The 11,219-nt window shown below is 57.2% G+C and carries 13 protein-coding genes; 12 read left to right on the top strand and 1 reads right to left on the bottom strand.

Features of this window, described 5'->3' with window-relative positions; translation table 11 throughout:
• Positions 1-102: 102 nt before the first annotated feature.
• The 12 genes from Q354_RS0113065 to Q354_RS25675 all read left to right on the top strand — a co-directional run bounded on the left by Q354_RS0113065 (position 103) and on the right by Q354_RS25675 (position 10,758).
• On the top strand, positions 103-870 hold the full coding sequence (locus Q354_RS0113065; RefSeq protein WP_027857996.1) for a DUF3450 domain-containing protein: 768 nt from the start codon (positions 103-105) through the stop codon (positions 868-870).
• A gap of 1 nt (position 871) precedes the next feature.
• Positions 872-2,254, top strand: coding sequence for a MotA/TolQ/ExbB proton channel family protein (locus Q354_RS25680; RefSeq protein WP_084332588.1), 1,383 nt, complete (start codon positions 872-874; stop codon positions 2,252-2,254).
• On the top strand, positions 2,244-2,741 hold the full coding sequence (locus tag Q354_RS0113055) for a MotA/TolQ/ExbB proton channel family protein (protein WP_027857995.1): 498 nt from the start codon (positions 2,244-2,246) through the stop codon (positions 2,739-2,741). Before Q354_RS25680 ends, Q354_RS0113055 begins: the two co-directional genes overlap by 11 nt.
• A complete protein-coding gene (locus Q354_RS0113050) occupies positions 2,738-3,151 on the top strand; it encodes an ExbD/TolR family protein (protein ID WP_027857994.1) in 414 nt (137 codons plus the stop codon). The genes Q354_RS0113055 and Q354_RS0113050 overlap by 4 nt, the downstream gene beginning before the upstream one ends.
• A complete protein-coding gene (locus Q354_RS0113045; protein ID WP_027857993.1) occupies positions 3,151-3,825 on the top strand; it encodes an energy transducer TonB in 675 nt (224 codons plus the stop codon). Before Q354_RS0113050 ends, Q354_RS0113045 begins: the two co-directional genes overlap by 1 nt.
• A complete protein-coding gene (locus tag Q354_RS0113040) occupies positions 3,822-5,048 on the top strand; it encodes a tetratricopeptide repeat protein (protein ID WP_027857992.1) in 1,227 nt (408 codons plus the stop codon). The genes Q354_RS0113045 and Q354_RS0113040 overlap by 4 nt, the downstream gene beginning before the upstream one ends.
• A gap of 281 nt (positions 5,049-5,329) precedes the next feature.
• Positions 5,330-5,401 carry a pyrroloquinoline quinone precursor peptide PqqA gene (gene pqqA / locus Q354_RS27915; protein WP_084332595.1) on the top strand — a complete coding sequence of 24 codons (72 nt, stop codon included), beginning with the start codon at positions 5,330-5,332 and terminating at the stop codon, positions 5,399-5,401.
• 121 nt (positions 5,402-5,522) lie between these two features.
• On the top strand, positions 5,523-6,443 hold the full coding sequence (gene pqqB / locus Q354_RS0113035) for a pyrroloquinoline quinone biosynthesis protein PqqB (RefSeq protein WP_027857991.1): 921 nt from the start codon (positions 5,523-5,525) through the stop codon (positions 6,441-6,443).
• Positions 6,444-6,452: 9 nt separating this feature from the next.
• Positions 6,453-7,214, top strand: a complete 762-nt coding sequence (pqqC, locus tag Q354_RS0113030; RefSeq protein ID WP_027857990.1) for a pyrroloquinoline-quinone synthase PqqC — start codon at positions 6,453-6,455, stop codon at positions 7,212-7,214.
• On the top strand, positions 7,214-7,498 hold the full coding sequence (gene pqqD / locus Q354_RS0113025) for a pyrroloquinoline quinone biosynthesis peptide chaperone PqqD (protein WP_084332587.1): 285 nt from the start codon (positions 7,214-7,216) through the stop codon (positions 7,496-7,498). Before pqqC ends, pqqD begins: the two co-directional genes overlap by 1 nt.
• Positions 7,499-7,646: 148 nt before the next feature.
• A complete protein-coding gene (pqqE, locus tag Q354_RS0113020) occupies positions 7,647-8,819 on the top strand; it encodes a pyrroloquinoline quinone biosynthesis protein PqqE (protein ID WP_027857988.1) in 1,173 nt (390 codons plus the stop codon).
• Positions 8,797-10,758, top strand: a complete 1,962-nt coding sequence (locus tag Q354_RS25675; RefSeq protein ID WP_036229746.1) for a S9 family peptidase — start codon at positions 8,797-8,799, stop codon at positions 10,756-10,758. The genes pqqE and Q354_RS25675 overlap by 23 nt, the downstream gene beginning before the upstream one ends.
• A 123-nt stretch (positions 10,759-10,881) precedes the next feature.
• Here the strand turns inward: Q354_RS25675 and Q354_RS27910 are convergent.
• Positions 10,882-11,219, bottom strand: a 338-nt coding sequence (locus Q354_RS27910; protein ID WP_156948323.1) for an integrase core domain-containing protein, incomplete at its 5' end; no start/stop codon positions are given.

Here is an 11,219-nt window from a genome sequence, read left to right as displayed (position 1 = left end):
TTGCTTTATGCATTGAAAACGATAGACTGCCTCTCAAATCTAAATCATTCTCATTAAGTTTTAATCCCTATGATCCTGAATAAGCCGCCTGTGTCGAAATGGTTGAGCGCAAAGAGGCCGACCGTTCTGGCCGTTGCTGCAATAATCGGTAGTGCCTTCTTATCTCCTGTGGTGGCCGCTGCGACGGTGGATGGCGTCCGCCAGAGCCTGGAGTCAGCTCACCAGACAGCGGCACAAACTCAGCAAGCAATTAATAAGCTCGATGAGAAAACAGCCACAGATTACGAGACCTACACCGCTGTGCTGCGTCAGGCTAAGTTGGTTGAAGCTTATAACCGTCAGTTGGAAAAGCTGGTGGACTCCCAGCGTAATGAGCTGACTGACCTGGATAGCCAGCTGGCATCACTGGCGGAAACCGAGCAGGCCACGCTGCCGCTGTTGGTGCGGATGCAGGGGATGCTGGAGCGTTTTGTCGAAGCCGACCTGCCATTCCTGCAGGAAGAGCGCGCACAGCGAATCGAACGCCTGAGCAAGCTGATCGATCGGGCGGATGTCAGCATTGCTGAGAAGTATCGCCAGCTGCTGGAGGCCTATCAGATCGAAGCTGAATATGGTCGCACCCTGGAAGCCTGGGATGGCGTGATCGAACAGGCCGGTACGACGCGTGATGTCCGTTTCCTGCGTTTAGGGCGCACAGCCCTCTACTACCAGAGCCTGGATGGCCTGAGTTCCGCTATCTGGAACAATGCGACCGCGTCATGGCAGCCGATCGATCCATCCCTCAACTGGTCGATCCAGAAGGGGATTCGTATCGCATTGCAGCAGGCGGTGCCGGAAATGATGGAACTTCCACTGGTGGCGGGGCAATAAGATGAAACTGATTAAATGTGTCGTAGCTTCGTTGCTGCTGGTGGCGGGTTCTGCTACCCAGGTTCAGGCTGCTGAGGATCTCAATCAACTGCTACAACAGGTGCGCCAGAGTGCCGCCGCCGACAAAGCCACCGACCAGCAGCGCCTGAAAGAGTTTAAGGCCGATGCCGGCAAACAGGCGCAGTTGCTGCAGCAGGCGCAGGATAGGCTGGCCGCAGCAGACGCGCGCCAGGCTGAGTTGAAACAGCAGTTTGATCGTCAGGAAGATGAGCTGGCCGAGAAAGAGGAAGCTCTTCGCAACCGCAGTGGCCAGCTGGGCGAAGTGTTCGGGGTGGTTAAGCAGAGTGCTCAGGAGTTCCGTGGCGTTATGGGCGACTCGATGATCAGCGCCGAGTATCCGGAGCGTCTGAAGCAACTCGACTTCGCCGACAACAAGCGCATCCCCACCGTGACCGAGCTGGAGACCCTCTGGTTCCTGATGCAGCAGGAGATGACCGCCAGCGGTGAGATCAAGACCTTTAGTCATCAGGTGGTTCAGCCTGATGGCAGTCGCCTGCAACAGCAGGTGTTGCGGGTCGGCCCCTTTACCGCCATCAACGAAGCGGGTCAGTACCTGAGCTACCAGCCTGATGCCCATCACCTCAATGTGATCCCGCGCCAGCCGGACAGTGGCGTACAGCAGCAGGCGGCGGCCTTCTTTAGTGGCAGCCAGAACACGTTGGTGGTTGATCCCAGTCGCGGCAACCTGCTGAAGCTGATCACCCAGACGCCAACGATTGAAGAGCGTATCCATCAGGGTGGCCTGGTGGGCTATATCATCATCGCCCTGGGCGCGCTGGGTGCTATCGTCGCGATCTGGCGTCTGCTGCGTACCCTGATGTGTGACCTGGCGGTGCGGCGTCAGATGAAAAACAGCGCCGTGCCTAAACAGTCCAACCCACTGGGGCGAATCCTGCTTTCAGCACGAAAGGCAGACAGCCGCGATGATATGGAGCTGCGTATTGATGAGGCGCTGCTGCAGGAAGTTCCGCGACTTGAAAGCGGTCTGTCGCTGCTGAAGTTGCTGGCAGCGGTGGCGCCGTTGCTGGGGCTGCTGGGGACGGTGACCGGTATGATCGGTACCTTCCAGAGTATCACCCTGTTTGGTACCGGCGATCCTAAGCTGATGGCCGGTGGCATATCCCAGGCGCTGATCACTACAGTGCTGGGTCTGTGCGTGGCGATCCCGCTGCTGTTCTGTCATACCCTGCTGGCAGCCCGTAGCAAGCGCATGCTGCAACGTCTGCAGCAGAAGAGCCTGGCGCTGCTGATCGATCACACTGATCGGGCCGTGGCTAATCCTGCCCGTGCCGCCAATGAAAACGGAGTCAGCGATGCAGCTTGACCGGGAGCTGGCAGAGGGCGTCCTGCTGCAGTTTCTGCATGCCGGTGGGCCGGTACTGCTATTGCTGGCAGGCCTGGCGCTGATTCTGTGGAGCCTGCTGCTGGAGCGGATCTGGTTTAAGTATTTTGACTATCCGCGGATGCGTAAACGCTGTTATGCCAGCAGTGGCCTTGCCCAGATGATTCACCAACGCTGCGATGCGCTGATTGCCCTACAAAACAATCTACCGCTGATCAAGACGCTGATTGCCCTTTGTCCGCTGGTCGGGCTGTTGGGAACCGTCACCGGGATGATTCAGGTGTTTGACCAGCTGGCGTTAAACGGTACGGGCAATGCACGCCTGATGGCGGCAGGCGTTGCCCGGGCAACGCTGCCAACCATGGCAGGGATGGTGGTCGCCGTCACGGGCTTGTTGCTGTATAGCCGCCTGCAGCGCTGGAGCCAGCTACAACAGAACAGCCTGCGAGCGATGGGAGAGCCGGGATGAGAAGTCGAATTAATTTTGAGACCCAGGACAACAGTGCTGAGATCGATATGACGCCGATGCTCGACATCGTCTTTATCATGCTGATCTTCTTTATCGTATCGACCACCTTTGTGCGCGAGTCCGGGGTGGATATCAACCGTCCGACATCTTCCACAGCGGCCACTAAAGAGGCCAGCGGCGCTATGCTGGCGATTACCGCACAGGGCGATATCTGGCTTGATCGCAAGCAGATCGACCTGCGTATGATCCGCCCGACGCTTGAGCGCCTTAAGGTCGAGCAGCCTGATATCGGCGTGATCATCCAGTCGGATAAAGATGCCAAAACCGGCGTCCTGATCAAGGTGCTGGACCAGGTGAAACTGTCCGGAATCGATAAAGTATCCGTTGCTGCGAAGGAAGGCGCGCACTGATGCGCAGTCTGTTTTTTCTGCCGCTGGCGCTGCCGCTGACCCTCGGCACCTTCCTGCTGATGGCCTACCTGGCTGGAATCGGTGCCAGCCAGCCGATTGGCGACAGGGGGACGGCCCTCAGTATTGATCTGTTCCGCCTCAAGATGGACAGCCAGGCCGAGCTGCGTGAGCGCGCGCCACCGCCGCCACCGCTTGAACTGACACCTCAACCGCCGGCGCCGCAGCAGAAGATGAGTGTCGATACCCAGGTGAATATCGACCAGCCTCAGATCGATATCCCAACGCCGAAGATCGACGTTGGCGTTAAGATCAACGCCGCGCCTAATATCTCGGCCGAGATCGCCCAGCCGGTAACACCAGGCCCGATCGCGCCGCCCGCACCCCAGGCGGTGACGATCGGTAAGGCAACGTTTCTGAAGCAGGTCGATGCCAAATATCCGCGCCGTGCACTGCGGCGCAAGATAGAGGGCAAGGTTGTTTTTGAATACCGTATTGATACTCAGGGGCGTGCCATTGCCGAGAGCTTTAAGGTTGTTGAAGCGACGCCCAAGGGCGTCTTTGAGAAAGCCGCCAAGCGCGCGTTGCTGCGTTCCCGCTACGAAGTGCGTTATAGCAATGGCAAGCCGGTTGAGTACAAAGTACGTCAGCCGATTGAATTCAGGATTGATAAGTGACGCGAACAACAAAGACGCTTAATGCAATCGGCCTTGCGCTCTTACTGAGCTACGCGCCGCTCTCTGCTGCAGCCGCCAAGCCGGTACTGACAGCCTTTGAGCATAAGCAACTGATGGCAGCGAAGGATGCGCTGATGGCGGAGAAGCTGACCGACGCCGGTAAGATCCTGCGGGCTATGCAGGAAAAGCCGCTCAAGCCCTATGCTAAGGCGTTGGTGCATCAGTTGCTGGGCAATATCGATCTTAGCCGCGAACGCTATAGCGCGGCTCTGAAACAGTTCAAGCTGGCCTATGCCCAAAACGCCCTGCCTGAAACTGAGCAGCTCAAACTAAGGCATGCCATCGCCCAGCTCTATTTCAGTGAAGAGCAGTGGTCTGAGGGCATCAGCGAGATGCAGCAATGGATGGCCGAAGCAACGCAAAAAGCGCCGACAATGATCAAGGCCAATGACCACCTGCTGATCGCCCAGGGCTACAGTCAACTGAAGCAGTGGAGCGCGCTGATCAGTCCGATCAAAAAAGCCATATCAATGCGCAAGAAGGCCCCGGAGAGCTGGTACCAGCTTCAGCTGGGTGCCCATCTGAGGCTGAAACAACATAAGTCATCCAGCCGCCTGCTCAAGACCATGATTGTACTGTTTCCCGGTAAAATGACCTATTGGGAGCAGCTGACAGACGTCTATCAGCGACGCAAGCTCGACAAACAGGCACTGGCAACGCTGCGTTCGGCCTATATCGACGGCCTGTTTACTAAAGAGCGTCACTATATGCTGCTGGGCCAGATGCTGGTCCGCCAGGGTGCGCCACAGCGTGCCGCAGAGGTGCTGAGTGAAGCGCTTGAAAAGGGCCAGCTCAAGTCCGGCAGCAAAAGCCTCAAACTGCTGTCTTCAGCCCAGCTATTGGCCCGGGAATACAATGATGCGCGCCCGACCCTGCAGAAGCTGCTCGCCATCAAAAACGACACTAAGACACTGAGGCAGCTGGCCCAGGTTGAGATCAGTCTGAAACGCTGGGATGACGCCGTACGTACTATCGATCGTGCACTGGCGCGCAAACCCGGCAACAAGGGGCAGCTGTTGGTGATGCGAGGCATCGCCCAGGTCAACCAGCACAAGCTGGACGACGCCCGCAGATCCTTCACCCAGGCAAAGGCCGAAAAAGCCACCGCCCGCAGCGCCCGCAACTGGCTGGGCTATATCGACCAGATAGAAAGCAACAGCTAAAGACCGCTATACAGCAGCTAGCTCTGATAAAAGCAGTGACAGATGACGTCTCTGTGGGAGTGCACTCCGTGCGCGAATGAACCCCGTGCCCAGCTCCTGTCGCTCGGGAAAAAGCCCCTGCAAATCCTTATTAAACCGGGCTTTTACATCTGCTGGGTAGTATTACCCTCGACCAAATCAGCACCCTTTTAGTTCCAAAGTACCATTCTTGCCCGAAGGGGGGCTGCCTATCATCAAAGGACGTTGTTTCACATCCGAAAACAAAAAAGAGGAAAGGCACTATGTGGACTAAACCTGCTTACCAGGATCTGCGCATTGGTTTTGAAGTCACTATGTACTTCGCAAACCGCTAAGCACCGTTGACTGCTGTGGGGCCCCTATGCCCTGCGGCAGTTTTTGCCTTCCGAAGCCCGTCGTACCCACCTTCTGAAGCCGCACTGAGTACTCCGGGATTCCTCAAAGCCGGGAATAATAATGAAAATACAGGTTTTAGGTTCAGCTGCCGGAGGGGGCTTCCCCCAGTGGAACTGTAACTGCCCCAACTGCAAGGGTGTTCGCGCCGGAACCCTTAACGCCAGCCCCCGCACCCAGTCATCGATTGCTGTCAGCATCGATGGTGAAGACTGGATTCTGTTTAATACCTCACCCGATATCCGCGCTCAGCTGGACAGTTTCGCGCCGATGCAGCCTGCACGGCAGATCCGTGATACCGGCATCGCCGCCATCGTCTTTATGGACAGCCAGATCGACCACACAACCGGTCTGCTGATGCTGCGCGAAGGCTGCCCGCACGATATCTGGTGTACCGAGATGGTGCGTCAGGACCTGAGCAGTGGCTTCCCGGTATTCAATATGCTGGAGCACTGGAATGGCGGTATTAACTGGCATGAGATCAATATAGAAGAGGGCCGGAACCGCTTCGAGATCCCGAAATTCCCGCGGCTGCAACTGACTGCAATACCGCTCAGCAGCAGTGCGCCGCCATATTCGCCACACCGAAACGACCCACATCCGGGCGACAATATCGGTATTCATATTCGTGACCGTGAAACCGGCAAGTCGGTGTTCTACGCCCCGGGCCTGGGTCAGATCGAACCCCACCTGCGTCCCTATATGGAATCGTCAGACTGCGTGCTGGTGGATGGCACTATCTGGCGTGATGACGAGATGATCGTCACCGGTGTCGGCACCAAAACCGGGCAGGAGATGGGCCATCTTTGTCAGTCCGGCCCGGGCGGCATGATCGAATACCTGGATACCCTGGAGAAGCCGCGCAAGGTACTGATCCATATAAATAATACCAACCCGATCCTGGATGAGGATTCGGCAGAGCGTGCCGAGCTGGTGAGTCACGGTATTGAAGTGTCGTATGACGGCATGAGCATAGAGTTGTAGGAGGCGAGCATGTCAGAACATTGCGATCAGGCGGCCATGAGCCGCGAAGAGTTTGAAGCGGCGCTGCGGGCCAAGGGCGACCTTTACCATATCCATCACCCGTTCCATATCGCCATGTACGAAGGCACCTGTACCCCGGAGCAGATTCGCGGCTGGGTCGCGAACCGCTTTTACTACCAGATTATGATCCCGGTGAAAGATGCCGCCATTATGGCTAACTGCCCGGATCGTGACGTACGCCGCCAGTGGATACAGCGGGTGCTGGATCACGATGGCTATGACGGTGCCGAAGGTGGTATCGAGGCCTGGCTGCGTTTGGGTGAAGCCGTGGGCCTGACCCGTGAGGAGATTATCTCCCAGGAGCATGTATTGCCCGGTGTCCGTTTTGCCGTCGACGCCTATGTTAACTTCGCCCGCCGCGCCAACTGGAAAGAGGCCGCCAGCTCCTCGCTGACCGAGCTGTTTGCGCCAACCATCCACCAGTCACGGCTGAAGACCTGGCCGGAGCATTACCCCTGGATCGACGCCAACGGCTACCAGTACTTCCGCAACCGCCTGACTGAAGCCCGTCGCGATGTGGAGCATGGCCTGCAGATCACGCTGGATCACTATAAAACCCGTGAGCAGCAGGAACGTATGCTGGAGATCCTGCAGTTCAAACTCGATATCCTCTGGAGCATGCTCGACGCCATGACCATGGCCTACGAACTTAACCGGCCACCGTACCACACCGTAACCGATCAGAAAGTTTACCACCGGGGGTTGTTCTGATGATCACTGAGGCCAGTCTCAACTCTGTTCCAGGCATAAGCGCCATGTACCGTTTCCAATGGGAGCAGGCACAGAACTGCTACGTGCTGCTCTACCCGGAAGGGATGATCAAACTCAATGGCCCGGCAGGGGAGATCCTCGCCCTGATTGACGGCGACAGATCCATCATCGAGATCGTCGCATTGCTGAAAGAGAAATTCGACGGGGCTGAAGGGATCGAAGGCGATGTGATCGAGTTTATGCAGGACGCCGAAAACCAGAACTGGATCAGCCTGCAGGCCTGAACCGGTTTATTGCAGGGGTCTACTCTATACGCGAAGAAAAGCGCTCCCACAGAGACTAGCTGACTATTGTGGGAGCTCGCTCCGCGAGCGAAGTTTTTTCCCACGGATAGCAAAAAACAGATAACAAGAACAACACCGGAGGCCCGCTATGGCCAACGCCTCATGTAACGCCAAACCCTCCCTCGACTCCGTACCGGGCGTGACGCCGAGCCACGGCCAGCCGCTCTGGCTATTGGCTGAGCTGACCTATAAATGCCCACTGCAGTGCCCATACTGTTCCAATCCGCTCGACTTCGCGGCCCATAGCAACGAGTTGACCACCGATGAGTGGATCGAGGTTTTCCGTCAGGGGCGCGAGCTGGGCGCGGTACAGCTGGGTTTTTCCGGCGGCGAGCCACTGGTGCGGCAGGACCTGGTCGAGCTGATCGGAGCTGCCCGGGAGCTGGGTTACTACACCAACCTGATCACCTCCGGTGTGGGCCTGAATGAACGCAAAGTTGCCGAGTTCCGTCAGGCCGGGCTGGATCATATTCAGGTTAGTTTTCAGGCCAGCGACGAAGAGGTCAACAACATGCTGGCCGGTTCGAAAAAGGCGTTCCAGCAGAAGCTGAAGATGGCGCGCGAGGTCAAAGCCCAGGGCTACCCGATGGTGCTGAACTTCGTCACCCATCGTCACAATATCGACCAGATTGACCGTATCATCGAGCTATGCGTCGAACTGGAAGCCGATTTCGTCGAGTTGGCCACTTGTCAGTATTATGGCTGGGGCTATGAAAACCGCGACCAGCTGCTGCCCACCCGTGCCCAGCTTGAGCGTGCCGAACGGATCACCAACGAATACCGCGAAAAACTGGCCGCCGAGGGCAACCCGATCAAACTGATCTTTGTGACTCCGGACTACTACGAAGAGCGCCCCAAAGGCTGCATGAACGGCTGGGGGCAGGTGTTCCTGACCGTCACCCCGGATGGCACCGCCTTGCCATGTCACAGCGCCCGAATGCTGCCAGTGGAGTTTCCCAACGTGCGAGAGGGCTCGTTGTCCTATATATGGAATGAGTCCTTTGGCTTTAACAAATTCCGCGGCTATGACTGGATGAAGGAGCCATGCCGCTCCTGCGATGAGAAAGAAAAAGACTTCGGCGGTTGCCGCTGTCAGGCCTACATGATGACCGGCGATGCCACCAATGCCGACCCGGTATGTGGCAAGTCACCGCACCACCATAAGATCGTCGAAGCACGTGACAGCGCCGAGACACCGGTCGAAGGCGAATTTATCTACCGCAACGAGCGTAACTCCCGTGTCTTCTTCCGCAGCGAATAGCCCGCGACAACCGGGGTTATGGCCTTCCGACCTCAGCGCAGCCGACGTGGTTGCCGGGATGAAAGAGTATGGCCAGCTGCAAACCGACCCGCAGGGCCGACTCTACTGGGTTGAATTCCGCCCGGAAGAGGGCGGTCGCAGCGTTATCTGCCGCGAATCCGCGCAGGGCATCGAAACCCTCACCCCCGAGAGCTACAACGTCCGCAGCCGTGTGCATGAATACGGCGGCACCAGCTGGTGCCTGCTCGATAACCGCCTGGCCTTCGTTAACAACCAGGACCAGCAGCTATATCTTCAGTGGTTTGATCCTGTAGGAGCCCACTCCGTGGGCGAAGCTTGTGACTCCGCCGATGCAACCGGTGCCACAAAGCGCCTGACCAACTATCCGGGCTACCGCTTCCTCGAACCGATCTGGCAACCCTCCCATGACCGCCTGATCGCCATCTGTGAAGACCACTCCGGCGCTGAAGTGATCAACACGCTGGTCGCCATTGGCCTGGATAGTGGTGAAATGAAAACCCTGCATCAGGGCCATGACTTCTACGCCTACCCAACACTCAGTGACGATGGCGATCAACTGGCCTTCATCGCGTGGGACCACCCCGACCAGCCCTGGACCCGGACAAAGCTGTACCACGGCAACCTGTCAGATGCCGGTGAATTCGACAACTTCAGCTGCATAGCCGCAGGCGACCAGTCGCTTACCCAGCCGCTATTCGACGTCGATAACCAGCTTCTGGCCGTCAGTGATCTTAAAAACGACTGGAAAATATACCGTTATCTTGCAGGATTTTCCGATAAGGCACAAAACCCTGAACCCGCTGCCACGACACCAGCGTTAATCAGCCAGACAGGCGGGGAGTGCGCCACCGCAGGCTGGCAGTGTGGCCTGCGCCACCATGCCATTACTACACCTGGCCTGGTCTCAGTCAGCTTTGAAAGAGGTGTGGGACGGTTATGGCTAACAGATCGGGCAGGCAACGCCTCAGAGATAGCTACAACCTTTAATCACTTCCGTCACCTGCATGGCCGCGGCAATAAGCTCTATGCCGTAGCGCTGTCAGAAAGCACGACCTCGGCGGTGATTGAGATCGACCTGGCCCGAGCAGAAACCCGAATCGTTGCCGGCGGCCAGCAGCCGCTGGATGCTGGTAACCTGTCCCAGCCCCAGCACTTCAGTTATGCGCTAAATAGCAACGAACAGGCCCACGGCTTTTTCTACCCGCCTGCCAATGCAGCCTGCTCCAGTGATCAGCAGCTGCCGCCACTGGTGATCTTCATCCACGGCGGCCCCAGCGGTGCCACCTATCCGGTGCTTAATATGCGCCTGCAATACTGGACCCAGCGTGGCTTTGCTGTTGCCGACCTGAATTATCGGGGCAGTACCGGCTACGGCCGGGAATACAGAATGCGATTGCAGGGAAGTTGGGGCGTCACCGATGTTGAGGATGTCGATGCCGCCATTGATTATCTGGCGGAGCAACAGCTGATTGATGGCGATAAAGTGTTTATCCGGGGCAACAGCGCTGGCGGCTATACCAGCCTCGCTTGTCTGGTCGCCTCCGACCGCTTCCGCGCCGGTGCCAGCCTCTACGGTGTATCAGACCCACTGACACTGACCCGTAACACCCACAAATTTGAATCCCGCTACCTCGACTGGCTGATCGGCGATCCTGTCACGGAATCTCACCGCTACCAGCTACGTGCACCGCTTCATCACGCCGACAAAATCCGTTGCCCGGTGATCTTCTTTCAGGGCAGTGAAGACAAAGTGGTATTGCCCGAACAGACCACACAGATGGCCGACCAGCTCCGCCGCAACGGCATAGAGACCGAGCTGCACCTCTTTCCCGACGAGCAACACGGCTTCCGTAAGGCGGAGAACAATATCACCGTGCTGGAGCGGGAGCTGGCGTTCTATCAGCGCTATCTGGGCTAGCGTCCGCTGGCCCAGGCATACCCTCTATATTATTCATCAGGCCCAACACAGGGTATTCACCTGGCTTTATTGCTGTCTGCAATTAACCCGGCCTGTATGCACAGGAACCACTAGGTGTGGATGCTAAGCACGTTGTTCACAAAGTTTAGGTATTCGAGATACCGGCGGTAAGTTTCCGATACTGCCATGACGGCGCTCCCGGTTATAGTGATTGACCCAATTTGCTAATGCCCAGTGACGTGTCACGGAGTTGGCATAGGGCACGGCATATGCCCACTCTCGCAACATTGTCTGAATAAAGCGTTCTGCCTTGCCATTGGTTCGAGGTGTATAAGGGCGGGTGTATACATGCTTAATGCCTTTCGCCGTCAGGATGCGATTAAACAGCCCAGAGCGGTACGCAGGCCCGTTATCGGTCATCAGCCTCCTCACGCTGACACCAATCACTGCATAGGCTGCAA

Source organism: Marinobacterium jannaschii DSM 6295 (genome assembly GCF_000620085.1).
GTDB lineage: Bacteria > Pseudomonadota > Gammaproteobacteria > Pseudomonadales > Balneatricaceae > Pontibacterium > Pontibacterium jannaschii.
The sequence above is the reverse complement of the archived record's forward strand: the minus strand, read 5'-3'. Positions and strand labels throughout refer to the sequence as shown.

What these genes read in the sequence shown, in the direction of transcription:
- pqqD (WP_084332587.1), top strand. Translation starts at nt 7,214, where the DNA reads ATGATCACTGAGGCCAGTCTCAACTCTGTTCCAGGCATAAGCGCCATG.
- Q354_RS0113055 (WP_027857995.1), top strand. Translation starts at nt 2,244, where the DNA reads ATGCAGCTTGACCGGGAGCTGGCAGAGGGCGTCCTGCTGCAGTTTCTG.
- pqqC (WP_027857990.1), top strand. Translation starts at nt 6,453, where the DNA reads ATGTCAGAACATTGCGATCAGGCGGCCATGAGCCGCGAAGAGTTTGAA.
- pqqE (WP_027857988.1), top strand. Translation starts at nt 7,647, where the DNA reads ATGGCCAACGCCTCATGTAACGCCAAACCCTCCCTCGACTCCGTACCG.
- Q354_RS0113045 (WP_027857993.1), top strand. Translation starts at nt 3,151, where the DNA reads ATGCGCAGTCTGTTTTTTCTGCCGCTGGCGCTGCCGCTGACCCTCGGC.
- Q354_RS25680 (WP_084332588.1), top strand. Translation starts at nt 872, where the DNA reads ATGAAACTGATTAAATGTGTCGTAGCTTCGTTGCTGCTGGTGGCGGGT.
- pqqB (WP_027857991.1), top strand. Translation starts at nt 5,523, where the DNA reads ATGAAAATACAGGTTTTAGGTTCAGCTGCCGGAGGGGGCTTCCCCCAG.
- Q354_RS0113050 (WP_027857994.1), top strand. Translation starts at nt 2,738, where the DNA reads ATGAGAAGTCGAATTAATTTTGAGACCCAGGACAACAGTGCTGAGATC.